We start from the raw sequence: 17,873 nt of genomic DNA, 5'->3' as shown, positions 1-17,873 counted from the left end.
CGAAATATCGTCCTTTGCGGATCTTGATATCTAGCGGTTGGTATAGACCGGCTTGCGCTTCTGGAGAAAGGCTTCAATGCCTTCCTTGAAATCTTCCGAGCGGCTGCACAGCACCTGGTTGCGGTCTTCCATGGCGATGACGGCTTCGATCGATGAGGCATCGACGCTCATGTTGAGACATTCCTTCGACAGGCGGAGCCCGACCGGCGAGGCGGTCATCATGGCCTCGATGAATGGCACCGCGGCGCTCTCGAGCGTGTCTTCCTCGACGATCTCCGACACCAGTCCGACCATCAGAGCGCGTTCGGCGCCGATGAAACGCCCGGTGAGAATCAGCTCGGAGGCGACGGAGACGCCGACGAGGCGCGGCAAAAAGTAGCTGGTGCCGATGTCGCAGCCCCCTAAGCCGAGCTTGATGAAGGCGCAGTTCATCCGCGCCGAGCGCGCGGCGATGCGAATGTCGGCGGCGAGCGCCAGGGCGAAGCCGCCGCCGGCGGCCGCGCCCTGCACCAGCGCGATGATCGGCTGCGGACAGCGCCGCATCAGCATCACGATGTCGGCGATGCGGCGTTGCGAGTCCAGGGAGTCGGCGACGCTTGGCGGCTCGTTGACGCCGCCGCGGCGCTGCATGGCGGCCTTAAGATCAAGGCCGGCGCAGAAATTCTTGCCGGCGCCCTTGAGCACGACGACGCGCGTCGTGCGATTGCGCTGGAGGCTTTCGAAATAGGCGTTGAGCGCATCGATCAGCGCCGTGTCGAGCGCGTTCAGGTTCTCCGGGCGATTGAGCGTCACCCGGTCGACACCATTGTCATGCTCGATCAGCAGCGGTTGGGACATGGCGCGCTCTCTCCTCACCGTCATCCCGGCGAACGCCGGGATCCATAGCCACCGGCTTGTTTGGTCAGAGCGCGGCGTCTGCCGAGTGCTTCTCACAGACGCCGCGGAGTATGGGTCCCGGCTCAAGGCCGGGACGACGGCGGAATGTGCGTCAGCGCGGGGCCATGCGGATGGCGCCGTCGAGGCGGATGGTTTCGCCGTTCAGCATCGGGTTCTCGACGATGTGGACGGCGAGGTTGCCGTATTCCGAGGCGTCGCCGAGACGGGCCGGATGCGGCACCTGGGCGCCGAGGCTCTTGCGGGCCTCTTCGTTCAGGCCCATCAGCAGCGGCGTCAGGAACAGGCCGGGCGCGATGGTGTTGACGCGGATCTTCTGGCTGGCGAGATCGCGCGCGGCCGGCAAGGTCAGGCCGACGACGCCGCCCTTCGAGGCCGAATAGGCGATCTGGCCGATCTGGCCTTCATAGGCCGCGACACTGGCGGTGTTGATCGCAACGCCGCGCTCCTCGCCGATTGGCTCGGCGGTGACCAGGCGCTCGGCGAACAGGCGCAGCACGTTGAAGGTGCCGATCAGATTGACGTTGATGATGCGCGCGAACTTCGCCAGCGGATAGACGCCGTCCTTGCCGACGATGCGCTGCGAGCCGCCGATGCCGGCGCAGTTCACCAGCACGCGGGCGATGCCATGCGCGGCCTCGGCCTTGGCGATGCCGGCCTTGACCTGCTCCTCATTGGTGACGTCGGCATGCAGGGCGACGCCCTTGAGCTCGGCGGCGACCTTCTCGGCATTCTCCAGGCTCTGATCGAGCACGGCGATCTTGGCGCCCTTGGCCGCCATGGCGCGCGCCGTGGCGGCGCCGAGACCCGAGCCACCGCCGGTGATGAGAACGGCAACGTTGTTGAGTTGCATGGTGCGTTTCCTCCTTTGTCTGTTTTCGGCGAATAGCGAATAGGGAGTAGCGAATAGAGAAGGATGCTCTTCCCCCCTATTCGCTACCCCCTATTCGCCATTCGCCCGTTTCAATATCCCGCCGCAGATCAGCGCCTCCATATGGGCGATGTACTGGCGGCAGACCTCGTCGGTGACCGGGCCGACGCCGATCGCGCGCGACATGGCGTGGCGGCCGAAGAACAGGTGATCGCAGGCGCCGATCAGGCTGGTGTAGAACAGCACGGGATCGACGGCGCGAAACTCGCCCTTGGCGATGCCCTCCTCGATCAGCCGGCGATGGAATTCCAGCAGCGGCGCGACGAAGAATTTCGACACCTCGTCGGCAGCTTCGGCGCTGCTCTCGTGCAGCAGATAATGGATCAGCCGGTTCATATAGGGAAACCGGTGATAGGCGCGGATGATGCCGCTGATGTGCAGCTTCAGCTTGGCCGTCGGCGGCAGCGGCTGCGCCAGCAGATATTCGAGATTGGCGACCTCGGTGGCGGCGTCGCGCGCGAGCAGCGCCAGCAGCAGGCCGTCCTTGTTGCCGAAATGGTATTTCACCAGCGCGGCATTGGAGCCGGACTTCTGGGCGATGTCGCTGAGCGAAATCTCGATCGAGGACCTCGCGATCATCAGCTCGCTGGCGGCGTCCAGCAGCTTTTCCGCGGTGGCATTCCGCCCCACGGCAAGCTTCTCCGGCGCGCTGGTCTGCAGCTGAGGTCCCAAGGCGTTTCCCATCGATTGTTGCGGCCAGATAAGCCGAAGCCGAAGTCGATCTCAAGAGTTAATTGATCGATTGACTAAAGCTCAATCGCGCATTTAAATCCCTCCCAATCAACGAACCAAGTCTAGGGAGGAAACGTCATGGCGGAAGCCTATATCGTCGCGGCTGCGCGCACGGCCGGCGGTCGCAAGGGCGGGCGTCTGTCCGGCTGGCATCCGGCGGATCTGGCGGCGAAGGTGCTGGACGCGCTGGTCGAGCGCTCCGGCGCCGCGCCGGACCAGGTCGAGGATGTGATCATGGGCTGCGTCATGCAGACCGGCGAGCAGTCCACCAACATCGCGCGCAATGCGGTGCTGGCCTCGAAGCTGCCGGAGAGCGTGCCGGGCACCTCGATCGACCGGCAGTGCGGCTCGTCACAGCAGGCGCTGCATTTCGCCGCCCAGGCGGTGATGTCGGGCGCGATGGACGTGGTGATCGCGGCCGGCGTGGAGTCGATGACCCGCGTGCCGATGGGCCTGTCCTCGACCTTGCCGGCGAAGAACGGCTTCGGGCACTACAAGAGCCCGAGCATGGAGAGCCGGTATCCGAACATCCAGTTCAGCCAGTTCACCGGCGCCGAGATGATGGCGGAGAAGTACGGTCTCTCCAAGGATGAGCTCGACGAATACGCCTATCAGAGCCACCAGCGCGCGATCGCCGCAACGCAAGCGGGACACTTCAAGGACGAGATCATCCCGCTGCAGATCACCCGCGCGGATGGATCGACCGACACGCATCATATCGACGAAGGCATCCGCTTCGACGTCAGCCTCGACGGCATCAAGGGCGTCAAGCTGATCGCCGAGAACGGCAAGCTGACCGCGGCCTCCGCCAGCCAGATCTGCGACGGCGCCTCGGGCGTGATGGTCGTCAACGAGCGCGGCCTGAAATCGCTCGGCGTCAAGCCGCTGGCGCGCGTGCACCACATGACCATGATGGGCGGCGATCCCGTGATCATGCTGGAAGCCCCGCTGCCGGCAACGCAGCGCGCGCTGCAGAAGGCCGGCATGTCGATCGACGACATCGATCTCTACGAGGTCAACGAGGCGTTCGCCTCGGTGCCGACCGCCTGGCTGAAGACCACCGGCGCCGATCCCAGCCGTCTCAACGTCAACGGCGGCGCCATCGCGCTCGGCCATCCGCTCGGCGGCTCCGGCACCAAGCTGATGACGACCTTGCTGCATGCGCTGAAGCAGCGCAACAAGCGCTATGGCCTGCAAACCATGTGCGAAGGCGGCGGCATGGCCAACGTGACGATCGTCGAGCGGCTGTAGCTCTCGCAACACCACCGGTGTCGTCCCGGCCTCGAGCCGGGACCCATAGCCACCGAATTGAATGTCGGGCGAGCTGGAAGCCACAGCTCGCTTTCACCACAGGCCCCTGTGGTTATGGGTCCCGGCTCAAGGCCGGGACGACACCATTTTCCTGATTTAGCGGTGAGCCCATCATGACCCACCCGTCCGTCTATGCCCAAAGCCATCCCGACAAGATCGCCTATCAGATGGCCGGCACCGGCAAGGCCATCACCTATCGCGAGCTCGATGAGCTCTCCAATCAGGGCGCCCAGCTGTTTCGATCGCTCGGGCTGAAGGCCGGCGACCACATCGCCTTCCTGATGGAGAACCGGCTCGCCTTCATGGAGATCGCCTGGGCCGCTCAGCGCTCCGGTCTCTACTACACCGCGATCAGCCGCTATCTCACCAAGGACGAGATCGCCTACATCATCAAGGATTGCGGCGCCAAGGTCTTCATCACCTCGCCGAAATGCGCCGAGCAGGTCCGCGACCTCGTCACGGCCGACGGCCCGCTGTTCTTCATGGTCGACGAGCCCGAGCCCGGCTTCCGCTCCTGGGACAAGGAGGCCGGCGCGCAGCCCAAGACGCCGATCGCAGACCAGGTCGCCGGCTACGACATGCTGTACTCGTCGGGCACCACCGGGCGGCCGAAGGGCATCAAGAAGGATTTCGAGGGCAATCCGATCGACCAGCCCAACCAGTTCCTGCGCGTGCTCTGCGCCGACATGTGCGGCATGAATGCCGAGAGCATCTATCTGTCGCCGGCGCCGCTGTATCATGCGGCCCCCCTGCGCTTCAACATGATGGCGATCACGCTCGGCGGCACGTCGATCATCATGGAGCATTTCGACGCCGAGGAGTTCTTGCGGCTGGTCGAGAAGTACAAGGTGACGCAGTCGCAGCTGGTGCCGACGATGTTCGTGCGCATGCTCAAACTGCCGGAAGACGTCCGCAAGCAGTACGACGTCTCGACCCTGAAGGGCGCGATCCATGCCGCGGCGCCCTGCCCTGTCGACGTCAAGGCCAGGATGATCGAGTGGTGGGGACCGATCCTGATCGAGTACTATGCCGGCTCCGAAGGCAACGGCGTCACCGTCTGCAACTCGAAGCAATGGCTTGAGCATCGCGGCAGCGTCGGCCGCGCCGTGGTCGGCAAGATCAAGATCCTCGGCGAGGACGACCAGGAGATGCCGACCGGCGAGATCGGCACGGTCTATTTCGCCGATGCGCCTGTTTTCTCCTATCACAACGATCCGGAGAAGACGAAGCGCGCCTACAACGACAAGGGCTGGTCGACGCTCGGCGACGTCGGCTATCTCGACGCCGACGGCTTCCTCTATCTCACCGACCGCAAGTCCTACATGATCATCTCCGGCGGCGTGAACATCTATCCGCAGGAGACCGAGGACGTGCTCATCACCCATCCTGATGTCGCCGATGTCGCCGTGTTCGGGGTGCCGAACGAGGAGATGGGCGAGGAGGTCAAGGCTGTCGTGCAGCCGCACGACATGACGCGGGCCGGCAAGGCGCTGGAAGAACAGCTGATGCTGTTCTGCCGCCAGCATCTGTCGCCGATCAAATGCCCGCGCTCGATCGACTTCGAGCCGGAGCTGCCGCGCACGCCGACCGGCAAGCTGGTCAAGCGCCACCTGCGCGAGCGCTACTGGCCGAAGAAGGGCGCGGCATAGCTCCGCCCACGGTGTCGTCCGGCCTCGAGCCGGGACCCATAGCCACCGTCGCATGTTTTGCGAAGGCTGGAGCTGCCAGCAAGCCTTACCACGTTATCCTGTGGTGATGGGTCCCGGCTCAAGGCCGGGACGACACTGATGAGGGCCACGATGACCTCTCCTTCTCAACTACCAGCCCTTCCCCCTCTCCCCCTTCCCTCCGCCATCCGCTCGCGCTACGTCGACGGCATCAACGGCTTGCGCATGCATGTGCTCGAAGCCGGGTTCGAAACATCGGACCGGCCATGCATACTGCTGCTGCACGGCTTTCCCGAGCTCGCCTATAGCTGGCGCAAGGTGATGCCGGCGCTGGCGGCCGCGGGCTACCACGTGCTAGCGCCGGACCAGCGCGGCTATGGTCGCACCACCGGCTGGAGCGCCGACTATGACGGCGACCTCGCGCCGTTCCGCCTCACCAATCTGGTGCGCGATGCGCTGGGCGTGGTCTATGCGTTCGGCCATCGCCACGTCGCGGCGGTCGTCGGGCATGATTTCGGCAGCCCGGTCGCAGCATGGTGTGCCCTGATCCGTCCCGACGTGTTCCGATCGGTCGTGATGATGAGCGCGCCGTTCGCGGGTCCACCGGCGGCGCCGTTCGACATCGCCAACCACCCTCTTGCTCCGCCCGACGATCCCGTGCATCGCGATCTCGCGGCGCTGCCGCGGCCGCGCAAGCACTATCAATGGTACTACTCGACGCCAGAGGCGAACGCGGATATGCATCGCGCGCCACAGGGTCTGCATGATTTTCTGCGCGCCTACTATCATCACAAGAGCGCGGATTGGCCTGACAACAAGCCCACTCCGTTGCAGGCATGGACTGCAGACGATCTTGCCAAGCTGCCGACCTACTACGTGATGGATCTCGGCAAGACGATGGCCGAGACCGTCGCGGAGGTGATGCCTGACTCGGCGACGATCGCAGCCAACCGCTGGCTGCCGGATCATGAGCTCGCGGTCTACGCCGCCGAATATGAACGAACAAGCTTCCAGGGCGGCCTGCAATGGTATCGCTGCGGCACGTCAGGCCTGTTCGACGCGGAATTGCAGACCTGGTCGGATCGCACGATCGACGTTCCGTCCGCATTCATCTCCGGCCTGCAAGACTGGGGCATCTACCAACGGCCCGGCGTGGTTGAAGCGATGCAATCCCGAGTCTGCACCAGGATGATCTTGTGCGAGTTGATCGACCGCGCCGGACATTGGGTGCAGCAGGAGCAACATGACAAGGTCAACGAGCTCCTGTTCACGTTCCTGAACAAATCGACAGCCTGATTTTGGACGCGTTGCGGCCTCATCAGGCGAATCGAGGAACGAACATTCGGGGTGCGACGTTTTGGCATCCGGGCGATGCGCATCAGGAGATGAATTCATGGATAAGAAGATCGCAGGCTTGTTGGGCGCGGTTGCCGCTGTCGGCGCGCTCGGCACGGCACAGGCATCGGCGGCTCCCGCCCCCACCGACGTGCTGAAGGCCAATTCCTACGCCGACCTGCTCGAGCCGATCCCTAACGCCGCCAAGGTGCTGCAGGCGCTCGACGAGCAGGCGCCGCCGGAGGCCGAGCCGAAGGTGCAGTTGGCGCAGTGGTATCATCACCACCATCATCATCACCACCATCACCATGGCTACTGGCGCGGCTATGGCTACGGCCCCGGCTATGGATATGGCTACGGTCCCCGGGTCTATGTGGTGCCGCGCCGGTACTACCATCACCACCACCATCATCACCATCACCACTGGTACTACGATCGCTATTGATCGTGGTGCGGTAAGAAGGCAAAGGGCGCCGGCCGCGAGGTCGGCGCTCGTCATTTGAGAAAAGGGCATGAGAGCATCATTGGGAGACAGGGGACTGTCGCGACGAGCAGGCCTGTGAATTTGTTTCTCCGTCATGCCCGGGCTTGTCCCGGGCATCCACGTCTTTCAGCGCGCTGGGACCGACGTGGATGGCCGGGACAAGCCCGGCCATGACGACGAGGAGAGAAAAACGTGTACTTCTGACATCCGATACGATTGTCTGATCAGCGTCAGGACTTACGCGCCTTCTCCTTGGCCGCGCGGTGGAGATGGCGGTAGGTGCCGTCGAACACCGTGTCGGTGCTCGACACCCATTCGGTCTCCTTGGCGAGCACGGGCCGGCTGGCGTGGATGCGGCGCGACTGCAGCTCGCGCTCCGCCGCCTCGTCGGGACTCATCGGCTCCACCGTAAAATTGGCTTCCTCCGGAATCACGATCACCTGCGCGAACGGCTCGCCCGGGCGGAAGATGTGCGTTCGTCCCTCCGCCGGCGCCTTGAACACGCAGAAGAACAGCATCGGCCAGAAGTTGCGCACCAGTGCCGGCACCGCGATCGGACAGGTATCCGTGCGATCGGTGTAGAAGCGCGGATGCGGCTCGGTCCGGATTGCAAAGCCCGGGGGCACCTTGAGATCGAGCAGGATCTGATAGGTGTAGAACGCGCCGCCAAAATTTCGGAATGGCGGCCATTGCAGCCCGGGGCTGGGCGGCTCGCCCCAATCGCCAGTGATCTCCAGCTTGCCGTCGCGCGTCGTGACCTGCAGCTCGAAATCATAGGGGTAGAACAGCTCGATGCCGTATTGCGCGCCTTCGGAGAACGGCACGCAGTGCCAGACCTGCTCGTGCGAGCCATTCGCGCGCGGCTGCCGCTCGCCGGCCCAGCCCGGAATGTCCATCCTGGTCCGCCGCGGCGCCAGTCCTGGATCATTCAGCCTGTATTTGACGCTGGTCATTGGAACTCCTTAGGTAAACAAGCGGAAGCGCGAACGTTGATTTTGCCTATGGGTTCCCTGACTGGGGCCTGAATGCGACCTCACGATATGTTTCGCGGCCGCGGCGCGGCAGCAGTTTGACCGCGCTGCGGCAGAGCCATATACAGATTAGAAACGTTCTAAACACTCGAATGTTGAGAACGGCAATCCGGGGACTTTGGAATGAAGAATTTCGCCGACCTCACCGAGCGCGAGATCCTGGCGATCGCGATCTCGGCCGAAGAGGAAGACGGCCGCATCTACATGAGCTTCGCGGAAGACCTGGCGGAGCGGTATCCGGATTCGGCGAAACTGTTCGAGCAGATGGCCGAGGAGGAGAAGGGCCATCGCCACATGCTGCTCGAACTCTATGAGGAGCGCTTCGGCAAGAACCTGCCGCCGATCCGGCGCGAGAACGTCAAGGGCTTCATGCAGCGACGGCCGATCTGGCTGACCAAGAACCTGTCGCTCGACGCCATCCGCAGGGAGGTCGGCACGATGGAGTTCGAGGCCGAGCGCTTCTATGCCAAGGCCGCCGAACAGGCCAAGGATGTCGGCGTGCGCCGGCTGCTCGGCGATCTCGCCGAGGCCGAGAAGGGCCACGAGAAGGTCGCGGCGCAACTCACCGACAAGATCCTCAGTCCGGACGTCCGGGACAAGGAAGACGAGACGCGCCGCCGCGTGTTCGTGCTGCAATATGTGCAGCCTGGCCTCGCCGGACTGATGGACGGTTCGGTCTCGACCCTGGCTCCACTATTCGCCGCCGCCTTTGCCACGCATCAGAATTTCCAGACCTTCCTGGTCGGCCTCGCCGCCTCGATCGGCGCCGGCATCAGCATGGGCTTTGCCGAGGCGCTGTCCGACGACGGCTCACTCACCGGCCGGGGCTCGCCCTGGCTGCGCGGCGCCGTCTGCGGCGCGATGACGACGCTCGGCGGCCTTGGCCATACCATGCCCTATCTGGTGCCGGACTCCTGGGCCAATGCGTTCTGGATCGCCACCGCCATCGCGTGCCTCGTCGTGTTCTTCGAGCTGTGGGCGATTGCCTATATCCGCGCGCGCTACATGGACACGCCGTTCCTGCAGGCGGTGTTCCAGATCGTGCTCGGCGGCATCATCGTGCTCGGCGTGGGGATATTGATCGGCGCGGCCTAGCATCGCCCGCGGCAGGCGGAACATTCAGCCGCGGTGCTGATTGCGCCCCAGCTCTGATCACGGAAGCCTCGTCATGACACCACGCCTGCACTACGGCACCCCCGCAAAGATCCTGCACTGGCTGGTGGTGCTGCTGCTCGCCGTCCAATATCCGATAGGCTGGCTGATGCCGGATCTGCACGCCAACACGCCGCCGGGCGCGCCGATGATCCTGCACATCTCGTTCGGCCTCACGCTGCTGGCGCTGATCGTGCTGCGCTTGATCTGGCGGCTCACCCATCCGGTGGCGCCGGAGAGCTCGCTGCCGCCGTGGCAGCGGCTGAGCTCGGAGGCTGTGCATTGGATGCTCTATGTGATGGTGCTGGCCAGCACCATCACCGGCTGGCTGTTCGCCTCGTTCCGCGGCTGGAGCGTGTCGTTCTTCTATCTGTTTCCACTGCCGATGCTGGCCGCGCACAACCCCGCCGGCAACCGCGCCATCGACGGCCTGCACCAGGCCTCCGAGTGGCTGTTGCTGATCCTGATCATCGTGCATGTCGGCGCCGCGCTGGCGCACATCGTTGTCTATCGCGACCGCGTGATGCAGCGCATGCTGCCGGGCTGATCGTCCGACCAGCAATTTCGGTCAAGCGGCCGCCGCACGCCTGGGGTAAAAGGCGAGCTCCACGCGCACGGGGAGCAGGACCTTGGCTGCATCGCAATGGACGTTCGCAACCGCCGTCGAGACGGCGAAAGCTCTGGCACATCGCGAGATCTCGTCGGTCGAGCTGACTCAGCTCGCGATCGACCGCATCGAACGACATGACAACAAGATCAATGCCGTCTGCGTGCGCGACTTCGATCGCGCCCTGGAGGCCGCGCGTCGCGCCGACGCGGCGCTGGCGCGCGGCGAGAGCCGGCCACTGCTCGGCCTGCCGCTGACCGTCAAGGAGTCCTACAACATCGCTGGACTGCCGACGACCTGGGGTTTTCCGCAACAGAAGGATTTCATCGCGGCCGAGGATGCACTGACGGTCACGCGCGCGAAGGAGGCCGGCGGCATCGTGCTCGGCAAGACCAATGTGCCGCTCGGACTCGGTGACTGGCAGAGCTACAACGACATCTACGGCACGACGAATAACCCTTACGATCTCGGCCGCACGCCGGGCGGCTCCTCCGGCGGATCGGCGGCGGCGCTTGCCGCGGGCTACGGCTCGCTGTCGCTCGGCTCGGACATCGGCGGCTCGCTGCGCGTGCCGGCGTTTCATTGCGGCGTCACCGCGCACAAGCCGACCTATGGCCTCATGCCGACACGCGGCCACACGCCGCCGCCGTTCCAGCCGCTGCCGAACGAGGCGGATCTTGCCGTGGTCGGCCCGATGGCGCGCTCGGCCGCCGACCTGTCGCTACTGCTCGACGTGATGGCTGGTCCCGATCCACTCGAAGCCGGCACGGCGTATCGGCTGGAGCTGCCGCCGCCGCGGCATGCGCGGCTGCAGGATTTTCGCGTGCTGGTGGTCGCGTCGGATCCGCTGCTGCCGACCGACACCGCCGTGCGCGGGGCGATCGAGCGGCTCGCAACTGATCTGGCGAAGGCTGGCGTCAATGTCGTGAGCGAGAGCCCGCTGCTGCCGGACTTCGCAGCAACCAGCCGGCTCTACATGCGCCTGCTGCTCGGCTTCCTCGGCGCGACCATGCCGCCGCAGGTTCATGCCGAGGCCAACCAGGCCGTCGCGCATCTTCCGAAGGAGGAGATGAGCCTTGCGGCCGAGCGGCTGCGCGGCCTCGCGCTCAGCCATCGCGACTGGGTGCAGGCCAACAACGCCCGCTTCGGCCTGCGCGCGCAGTGGCGAGCGCTGTTCGCACGGTTTGATGCGGTGATCTGTCCGATCATGCCGACACCTGCGTTTCCGCACGACCACTCGCCGGATCAAAGAGAACGTCGCGTCAACATCGATGGCGTGGCGCACGACTACAACGATCAGCTGGCATGGCCAGGCGTCGCGACCCTGCCCGGCCTGCCGGCGACGGCCATCCCGCTCGGGCTTGCGGATGGCCTGCCGGTCGGCGTGCAGATCGTCGGCCCCTTCCTCGAAGACCGCACGCCGATCAAGCTCGCCGAACTGATCGAGCGCGAGTTTGGAGGCTTCACGCCGCCGCCGATGTTCGCGGATTAGTTGGCGTCAGGGACGCAGTCACGCGCCTCACCCAGCGCCGTCGTCCCGGCCTTGAGCCGGGACCCATAGCCACCGGCCGTGGTGAGACGATGACTCGTAGTTGAGCCAACTCGATAAATTCCGCGGTATGGGTCCCGGCTCAAGGCCGGGACGACAGCTGTGTGTACGGCGACAGCCTCTACTCCTCACGCGTCGAACATGATGACGCTGCGAAGGGTCTTGCCGGCCTTCATGTTGGCAAAGCCCTCGTTGATCTCGGACAGCTTCAGCTTGGCGGAGATCCAGTCCTCCAGGTGCAGCTTGCCGCGCAAATAGAATTCGACGAGGCGGGGCATGTCGACGCGGAAGTGATTGGAGCCCATCGACGAGCCCTGGATGCGGCGCTCGCGCAGGAAGTCGAAGCCGTGCAGCTCGATCTTCTGGCCGAACGGGATCATGCCGACGATGGTCGCGGTGCCGCCCGGCGCGAGCATGGCGAACGCCTGCTCCGCGGTCTCCTTGCGTCCCAGCACCTCGAAGGCGTGATGCACGCCGCCCTTGGTGAGTTCACGAACCTGCGCGACGACGTCGCCGTCGGCGGGATTGATGATGTCTGTGGCGCCGAGTTTCGTCGCAAGCTGCAGCTTGGCCGGATTGGTGTCGATGGCGATGATGCGCCCGGCGCCGGCAATCTCCGCGCCGTTGATCGCCGCCATGCCGACGCCGCCGCAACCGATCACCGCGACGGTTTCGCCGGCCGTCACCCGCGCGGTGTTGACGACCGCGCCATAGCCGGTGATCACGCCGCAGCCGATCAGCGCGGCGAGCTCAAGCGGCATGTCCTGGCGGATCTTCACGATCGCGTTCTCGTGCACCAGCATCTGCTCGGCGAAGGACGAGAGGTTGAGGAACTGATGCAGCTTCTCACTTCGTCCCCATGACAGCCGATTGGACGCGCCGGGCGGCATCTTCACCGTGGTGTCGGTGCACAGCACCGGACGACCCGTCGTGCAGTTGTCGCAGGTGCCGCAGAACACCGACAGGCAGGTGACGACGTGATCGCCCGGCTTCACATAGGTGACGTCGGATCCGACCTGCTCGACGATGCCGGCGGACTCATGGCCGAGCACGGCGGGCAGTGGATGCGGATAGAGGCCCTCGATGAAGTGCAGGTCGGAGTGACAGAGGCCTGCCACGCTCGTGCGGATCAGCACCTCGCGCGGCCCCGGCTTGGGCACGCTGATGTCCTCGATCACCAGCGGCTTGTTGACCTCCATCAGCACGGCGGCTTTCATTGGCGTTCTCCCGATCTTGTTTGTTGTTGGTCGTGGCAAGCCTACGCCGCTGACAGCAGTTCGCCAACCTCCTCCATGTCAGCGGCACGTTCGCCGAGCAGCAGTGTCGAGATGGCATCATCCATCCTATTTTCCGCAAGCCGGAACGGATCGGACGGCGTCAGCCGATGATCGACGACGAGCTTGGCGAGCAACAGCCGGCGCGCATCGCCACGCATGGCGTGAATGCGCGCGCTCTCCCAAGTGAGGGAGACGGCGCTCGACGTGTGATACAGCAGGCTAGTGGCGCGGCGGGCTTCGGCTTCGTTGTCGGCGCGCGCCGCGACCTCACGCGCAAAGCCGACCGCGCGATCGACCAGACGATGCAGCTGATCGCGCCAGGCCTGCGGCACGGCGGCGCTATCATCGAGCCGCGCATGCAGATCGGCTGCCAGCGCCTGCTCCGCGCCGTGACGCCCGACCGCGCGCTTCAGCGCATCGAGCGCGACGATGTTGCCCGTGCCCTCCCAGATCGAGCCGAGATGGGCGTCGCGCAAGAGGCGAGCGGTGGCGAACTCCTCGACATAGCCGATGCCGCCGCGCATCTCCAACGCATCGCCGCAGACCTTGCGGGCATCGCGGGTGGCACGGAATTTCAAGGTCGGCGTCAGGATGCGGAGCAGCGCGGCCGCGTCCTGGCTGCCGGCCTCGGCACGGTCGAGCGCATCGGCCGTGAGGAAGCTCATCGACAGCGCCTGCTCGGTCGCGAGCAGGATCTTCATCAGTTGACGACGACCGAGCGGCAGGTCGACGATGCGCTGCCCGAACACCACGCGATTGCGCGCAACGGTGATGGCATCGTGCCAGGCGCGCCGCATCAGGGCCGTCGACTTGACGCCGTTGGAGAGGCGCGACGAGTTGACCATCTCGGCCATCTGAACGAAGCCGCGATCGAGCCGGCCGACCGCATAGGCAATGGCGCCTTCCAGCTTGATCTCGCCCGACGCCATCGAGCGGGTGCCGAGCTTGTCCTTCAGACGCACGATCCGATAGTGGTTCTGGCTGCCGTCATCGAGGAAGCGCGGCATCAGGAAAAGTCCCACGCCGCGCGTACCGCCGTCAGCGCCATCGGGTCGTGCCAGCAGCATCACCACTTTCGCATCGGCATTGGAGCAGAACCACTTCTCGCCATGCAGGCGCCAATGATCACCCTCGGGCACCGCGACCGTGGACAAGGTGCCGACATCGGAGCCGCCCTCCTTCTCGGTCATGAACTGTCCGCCCTGGGTCAGCTTCCGCATGTCGGTCTGCGTCAGGCCGTCGAGATATCGGGCTTTCAGCGCGTCGCTGCCGAAGCTCGCGAGCAGCTTGGCGCAGCCGTCGGTCACGTTGATCGGACAGCCCAACCCGAACTCGGCCTGGTTGAACAGGAAGGTGAAGGCGTGCTTGGCGACGACCGGATATCTGGTGGGCCAGCCGAGAATACCCTTGCGGATCGACATCGCATGGATGCCGAACTCGCCAAAGGCGGCGCGCTCCAGCTCGCGATAGGCCGGATGATATTCGATCCATTGCACGTCGCGGCCGAAGCGGTCGCGCTGATGCAGCACCGGTCCGTGGCGATCGGCCAGCCTGGCGCATTCGTCGAGATAGCCTCCGGCGAGCTCACCCAGCCGATCGAGATGCGGCACGAGGTGGTGAAACAACCGCTCGGGCAGATGGATGCGCAGGAGGTCGGCAAGCGCCGGATCGGCCCGATAGAAGTTCAGCCCGGTGGTATCAGGCGCCAGCAGCTCCGGGCGCTTGCCGCCGGTCATCACGTCATCGCGTCTCAGGAACTGATGCATGATCGTTAAGCCCTCGTTCGTTTCCGCCAGTCTTCTTACGGACTCTTCGACAGGTTGCGCCTGATCGGATACACAACAGCAACGGCTTGCGCCGAACCGGGAGCAGATCCATGACCAGTCAGCCGACGGAGGTTTATCGCATCTTCGGGGCGGAGATGTCGCCCTATTCGGTCAAGGTGCGATCGTATCTGCGTTACAAGGGCATTCCGCATCACTGGATATTGCGCAATGCGGAAAGCGAGGCGGATTATGCGCGACATGCCAAGCTGCCGATCATTCCGCTGGTGGTCGCTCCCGACGACGCGCCGATGCAGGATTCGACGCCGATCATCGACGCGTTGGAGCTCGACTTTCCGGAGCCGCCGATTCACCCGGCCGACGTGCTGACCAGCTTCGTCTCGGCCCTGCTCGAGGAGTTCGGCGACGAGTGGGGCAACAAATGGATGTTCCACTACCGCTGGGCGCGCGACGTCGACCAGCGCGCCTCGGCCGGGCGCATCGCCCGCATGGTTGCGCCGAAGGCCGACGAGACCACCTTCGGCAAGGTGGCGGAGAAGATCCGCGCCCGCATGGTGGAGCGCCTCTGGTATGTCGGCTCCAACGAGGTCAACGCGCCGCAGATCGAGCAGGGTTTCGTCGAGATGCTCGGCCTGCTGGAACGGCATCTCGCCATCAGGCCCTATCTGTTCGGCGGCCGGCCGTCTTACGGCGATTTCGGCCTGTGGGGGCAGTTCTACGAACTGTGGACCGATCCGACCGCCGGCGCGCTGATCGAGGGCAATGCGCCGCATGTGCTGGCCTGGATCCATCGCATGCTGTGGCCACGCGCCGAAGGCGAGTTCGAGCTGTGGCCGGAACTGTCGCTGACCCTGATGCCGATCCTGACCCGGCAGGTCGGCGCATTGTTCATGCCGTGGACGCTCGCCAACGAGCGGGCGCTGACGGAGAACCGGGACATGTTCAGCGTTCAGCTCGGCGACACCGTGTGGACGCAGAAGCCGCAGAAATATCACGCCCGCTCACTGCAGATGCTCCGCAGCAAATACGCGTTCCTGCACGACCGCAGCCGGCTCGACGTGGTGCTGGAGGAGATCGGCTGCCTCAATGGATTGCAGCCGCGCCCGGCCTGACATCAGGCAGATTTGTGGGGATGGACGATAGGAAGATGGCCGCAGCTGCACTAGCTTGAACGGCAGCGAACGCATGTCGAGGACAAGCCATGGACATCCCTGCCTACAAGATCGCCCTGATCGTCGGCGCCGGCGAAGGGCTCTCCGCCTCGCTGGCCCGGCTGTTCGCGCGCGAGAAGATCCGCGTCGCGCTCGCCGCGCGCAAGACCGAGAAACTTGGCGCGCTGTGCAACGAGACCGGCGCCCGCGCCTATCCCTGCGACGCCAGCAATCCCGAGGATGTCGAGCGACTGTTCGGCCTCGTGACGCGCGAGATCGGCGAGCCTGATCTCGTGGTCTACAATGCGAGCGCCCGGGCGCGCGGGCCGCTCACCGATCTGGTACCGGCCGACGTGCAGGAGTCCATTGCCGTCAGCGCCTTCGGCGGCTTCCTGGTGGGGCAGCAGGCAGCGCAGCGCATGCTGCCCCACAAGCACGGCGCGATCCTGTTCACCGGCGCCTCCGCCAGCGTGAAGGGCTATGCGCAGTCGGCCGCCTTCGCGATGGGCAAGTTCGCGCTGCGCGGCCTCGCCCAGAGCATGGCCCGCGAGCTGTCGCCGCAGGGCATCCACGTCGCGCATTTCGTCATCGATGGCGGCATCAGGAGCGCCGGGCGGCAGGAGCCGGCGGAGCGGCCGGACTCGATGCTCGATCCCGATGCGATCGCCGCCAGCTATTGGAACGTGCTGCAGCAGCCGCGCAGCGCCTGGAGCTGGGAGATGGAGCTCCGACCCTGGCTGGAGACGTTTTGAGAACTCCCCACGTGGAGGGCAAATCGCACCACAGTCGCCGTCATTGCGAGCGCAAGCGAAGCAATCCAGAGTCCTTGCTCGGCGCTGGATTGCTTCGCTCACGCTCGCAATGACGTGGATAGGTCCTTGCCAAATGCAAGCTGCTATCACCCGGCTTGACCGGGCGATCCAGTAAACGCAACTGATAGCTGGCGATACGGTGAGGCCGCGTCGTACTGGATGCCCCGCCTTCGCGGGGCATGACATCCTTCAGCCTATCTCAAACGTGCGATCTGCGGGTCGTTGTGGATCACGTGCAGATCTGCACCCGTTGAATGCGCCAGCGCTTGGCTCAGCACCTTCTCGAACCGCACCAACGTCCAATCATCCGCGTGCGGCTGGGTGGCGAAGCCGGCCTTGCGCGCCAGCGCGATCATCACGTCGTTGGTGCGCAGCGCCTCGCCTGACAGCGTCACACCACCGAGTGCACGCGCTCGGCCTTCGAGATGCGCGATCAGTGCCGGGCCGATGCCGTGGCCGTGCCAGCGGTCATGCACCGAGAGGCCGAACTCGACGCGGCCCGTGCTGCGATCGAGCGCGTAGCGCGCCTCGGCCACGATGCTTTCGACGCCGTCGTGATCCATCGCTCCGATCAGGCTGTAGCGGTCATTGCGGCCGAGCGCGACGAAGTCGTCGAGCACCGGCTTCGGCAGTTCGCTGAGCGCGCCCAGGAAACGCCTGTTTCGCGAGCGTGGGCTCAGCGACCGCACATAGGCCTGCAGCACCTCGGCATCATCAGGCGTGACGAAGCGGAGGCGCACCTCCTCGCCGCGCCGCGTGCGGATGACATTGGACGCAGCGTGGACGGCAGCAGCTTGCGTCGGCATGGCGGGCTCCGGCGGAGATGGAGTTGCCGGCGTCCTCCTTTGCGAAGCGGCGCCGGCGCGGCGGGATGAGTGAGGGGCTCACCCCCGCCAGAACGGCTTGTCGATCTCGGCGGCGATGTCGCTGCGAGACAGGCCGAGATCGTGCAGGTCGCGCTCCGACCATTGCGCCAGCTCGTGCCGGGTGCGGTAGCGGAAGCGCCAGGCCGAGAGCAGCTCGGCAACCCCCGACCAGAACCCGGGTGCATGATGTTTCGTCATTGACGAGGAGACGTAGAGGGACATGAAAGCCTCCCGAAATTCCTTGAGGATGCAATATCGAGCGGTTGCGCTTCATCCACAAACGACATTTA

The 17,873-nt window shown here is 65.0% G+C and carries 17 protein-coding genes; 9 read left to right on the top strand and 8 right to left on the bottom strand.

What is annotated here, in order from left to right; all coding sequences use genetic code 11:
* Nucleotides 1-30: 30 nt before the first annotated feature.
* The 3 genes from QX108_RS28235 to QX108_RS28225 all read right to left on the bottom strand — a co-directional run bounded on the left by QX108_RS28235 (nt 31) and on the right by QX108_RS28225 (nt 2,497).
* Nucleotides 31-837: an enoyl-CoA hydratase/isomerase family protein gene (locus QX108_RS28235; protein WP_315783793.1), complete on the bottom strand. Its 807-nt coding sequence runs from the start codon at nt 835-837 to the stop codon at nt 31-33.
* A 151-nt stretch (nt 838-988) separates the two neighbouring features.
* A complete protein-coding gene (locus QX108_RS28230) occupies nt 989-1,747 on the bottom strand; it encodes an SDR family NAD(P)-dependent oxidoreductase (protein ID WP_315783791.1) in 759 nt (252 codons plus the stop codon).
* A gap of 90 nt (nt 1,748-1,837) precedes the next feature.
* Nucleotides 1,838-2,497 carry a TetR family transcriptional regulator gene (locus tag QX108_RS28225; RefSeq protein WP_315722173.1) on the bottom strand — a complete coding sequence of 220 codons (660 nt, stop codon included), beginning with the start codon at nt 2,495-2,497 and terminating at the stop codon, nt 1,838-1,840.
* A gap of 138 nt (nt 2,498-2,635) precedes the next feature.
* Here QX108_RS28225 and QX108_RS28220 point away from each other — a divergent pair, with 138 nt between their 5' ends.
* From QX108_RS28220 to QX108_RS28205, 4 genes are all read left to right on the top strand, one after another.
* Entirely contained in the window at nt 2,636-3,808 is a 1,173-nt protein-coding gene (locus QX108_RS28220; RefSeq protein ID WP_315783789.1) for an acetyl-CoA C-acetyltransferase, read from the top strand.
* 173 nt (nt 3,809-3,981) lie between these two features.
* A complete protein-coding gene (locus tag QX108_RS28215; protein ID WP_315783787.1) occupies nt 3,982-5,517 on the top strand; it encodes an acyl-CoA synthetase in 1,536 nt (511 codons plus the stop codon).
* A 243-nt stretch (nt 5,518-5,760) separates the two neighbouring features.
* On the top strand, nt 5,761-6,831 hold the full coding sequence (locus tag QX108_RS28210; RefSeq protein ID WP_315784153.1) for an alpha/beta fold hydrolase: 1,071 nt from the start codon (nt 5,761-5,763) through the stop codon (nt 6,829-6,831).
* A 97-nt stretch (nt 6,832-6,928) separates the two neighbouring features.
* Complete coding sequence (locus QX108_RS28205; protein WP_315783785.1) at nt 6,929-7,315, top strand: hypothetical protein; 387 nt, start codon at nt 6,929-6,931, stop codon at nt 7,313-7,315.
* 269 nt (nt 7,316-7,584) lie between these two features.
* Here the strand turns inward: QX108_RS28205 and QX108_RS28200 are convergent, their stop codons facing one another.
* Nucleotides 7,585-8,307 carry a hypothetical protein gene (locus QX108_RS28200; RefSeq protein WP_315722177.1) on the bottom strand — a complete coding sequence of 241 codons (723 nt, stop codon included), beginning with the start codon at nt 8,305-8,307 and terminating at the stop codon, nt 7,585-7,587.
* A 201-nt stretch (nt 8,308-8,508) separates the two neighbouring features.
* Here QX108_RS28200 and mbfA point away from each other — a divergent pair, with 201 nt between their 5' ends.
* From mbfA to QX108_RS28185, 3 genes are all read left to right on the top strand, one after another.
* The gene (gene mbfA / locus QX108_RS28195; protein ID WP_315783783.1) at nt 8,509-9,480 is read left to right on the top strand and encodes an iron exporter MbfA; all 972 of its coding nucleotides are present in this window, start codon (nt 8,509-8,511) and stop codon (nt 9,478-9,480) included.
* A gap of 73 nt (nt 9,481-9,553) precedes the next feature.
* A complete protein-coding gene (locus QX108_RS28190; RefSeq protein ID WP_315783781.1) occupies nt 9,554-10,084 on the top strand; it encodes a cytochrome b in 531 nt (176 codons plus the stop codon).
* An 82-nt stretch (nt 10,085-10,166) separates the two neighbouring features.
* Nucleotides 10,167-11,636, top strand: coding sequence for an amidase (locus QX108_RS28185; protein ID WP_315783779.1), 1,470 nt, complete (start codon nt 10,167-10,169; stop codon nt 11,634-11,636).
* A 185-nt stretch (nt 11,637-11,821) separates the two neighbouring features.
* Here QX108_RS28185 and QX108_RS28180 read toward each other — a convergent pair whose 3' ends face one another.
* Nucleotides 11,822-12,910 (bottom strand): Zn-dependent alcohol dehydrogenase, encoded by a 1,089-nt coding sequence (locus tag QX108_RS28180; protein ID WP_315783777.1) that lies wholly within the window; start codon nt 12,908-12,910, stop codon nt 11,822-11,824.
* Between the two features lie 41 nt (nt 12,911-12,951).
* The gene (locus tag QX108_RS28175) at nt 12,952-14,736 is read right to left on the bottom strand and encodes an acyl-CoA dehydrogenase family protein (RefSeq protein ID WP_315783776.1); all 1,785 of its coding nucleotides are present in this window, start codon (nt 14,734-14,736) and stop codon (nt 12,952-12,954) included.
* A gap of 110 nt (nt 14,737-14,846) precedes the next feature.
* On the opposite strand from QX108_RS28175, the gene QX108_RS28170 reads away from it, so the two are divergent.
* The gene (locus QX108_RS28170; RefSeq protein WP_315722183.1) at nt 14,847-15,866 is read left to right on the top strand and encodes a glutathione S-transferase family protein; all 1,020 of its coding nucleotides are present in this window, start codon (nt 14,847-14,849) and stop codon (nt 15,864-15,866) included.
* An 89-nt stretch (nt 15,867-15,955) separates the two neighbouring features.
* Nucleotides 15,956-16,657 (top strand): SDR family NAD(P)-dependent oxidoreductase, encoded by a 702-nt coding sequence (locus QX108_RS28165; RefSeq protein WP_315783774.1) that lies wholly within the window; start codon nt 15,956-15,958, stop codon nt 16,655-16,657.
* Nucleotides 16,658-16,911: 254 nt separating this feature from the next.
* Here the strand turns inward: QX108_RS28165 and QX108_RS28160 are convergent, their stop codons facing one another.
* The gene (locus tag QX108_RS28160) at nt 16,912-17,523 is read right to left on the bottom strand and encodes a GNAT family N-acetyltransferase (RefSeq protein WP_315783772.1); all 612 of its coding nucleotides are present in this window, start codon (nt 17,521-17,523) and stop codon (nt 16,912-16,914) included.
* Between the two features lie 78 nt (nt 17,524-17,601).
* On the bottom strand, nt 17,602-17,805 hold the full coding sequence (locus QX108_RS28155) for a DUF1127 domain-containing protein (RefSeq protein ID WP_172131266.1): 204 nt from the start codon (nt 17,803-17,805) through the stop codon (nt 17,602-17,604).
* Nucleotides 17,806-17,873 lie beyond the last annotated feature (68 nt).

Source organism: Bradyrhizobium sp. SZCCHNR1002, from assembly GCF_032381435.1.
In the GTDB taxonomy this organism is placed as follows: Bacteria; Pseudomonadota; Alphaproteobacteria; order Rhizobiales; family Xanthobacteraceae; genus Bradyrhizobium; species Bradyrhizobium aeschynomenes.
The sequence above is the reverse complement of the archived record's forward strand: the minus strand, read 5'-3'. Positions and strand labels throughout refer to the sequence as shown.

Excerpts from the sequence above, each read along its gene's own strand:
- QX108_RS28165 (WP_315783774.1), top strand. The coding sequence starts at position 15,956 with ATGGACATCCCTGCCTACAAGATCGCCCTGATCGTCGGCGCCGGCGAA.
- QX108_RS28175 (WP_315783776.1), bottom strand. The coding sequence starts at position 14,736 with ATGCATCAGTTCCTGAGACGCGATGACGTGATGACCGGCGGCAAGCGC.
- QX108_RS28160 (WP_315783772.1), bottom strand. The coding sequence starts at position 17,523 with ATGCCGACGCAAGCTGCTGCCGTCCACGCTGCGTCCAATGTCATCCGC.
- QX108_RS28210 (WP_315784153.1), top strand. The coding sequence starts at position 5,761 with ATGCATGTGCTCGAAGCCGGGTTCGAAACATCGGACCGGCCATGCATA.
- QX108_RS28155 (WP_172131266.1), bottom strand. The coding sequence starts at position 17,805 with ATGTCCCTCTACGTCTCCTCGTCAATGACGAAACATCATGCACCCGGG.
- QX108_RS28220 (WP_315783789.1), top strand. The coding sequence starts at position 2,636 with ATGGCGGAAGCCTATATCGTCGCGGCTGCGCGCACGGCCGGCGGTCGC.
- QX108_RS28205 (WP_315783785.1), top strand. The coding sequence starts at position 6,929 with ATGGATAAGAAGATCGCAGGCTTGTTGGGCGCGGTTGCCGCTGTCGGC.
- QX108_RS28235 (WP_315783793.1), bottom strand. The coding sequence starts at position 837 with ATGTCCCAACCGCTGCTGATCGAGCATGACAATGGTGTCGACCGGGTG.
- QX108_RS28200 (WP_315722177.1), bottom strand. The coding sequence starts at position 8,307 with ATGACCAGCGTCAAATACAGGCTGAATGATCCAGGACTGGCGCCGCGG.
- mbfA (WP_315783783.1), top strand. The coding sequence starts at position 8,509 with ATGAAGAATTTCGCCGACCTCACCGAGCGCGAGATCCTGGCGATCGCG.
- QX108_RS28190 (WP_315783781.1), top strand. The coding sequence starts at position 9,554 with ATGACACCACGCCTGCACTACGGCACCCCCGCAAAGATCCTGCACTGG.
- QX108_RS28230 (WP_315783791.1), bottom strand. The coding sequence starts at position 1,747 with ATGCAACTCAACAACGTTGCCGTTCTCATCACCGGCGGTGGCTCGGGT.
- QX108_RS28180 (WP_315783777.1), bottom strand. The coding sequence starts at position 12,910 with ATGAAAGCCGCCGTGCTGATGGAGGTCAACAAGCCGCTGGTGATCGAG.
- QX108_RS28170 (WP_315722183.1), top strand. The coding sequence starts at position 14,847 with ATGACCAGTCAGCCGACGGAGGTTTATCGCATCTTCGGGGCGGAGATG.
- QX108_RS28215 (WP_315783787.1), top strand. The coding sequence starts at position 3,982 with ATGACCCACCCGTCCGTCTATGCCCAAAGCCATCCCGACAAGATCGCC.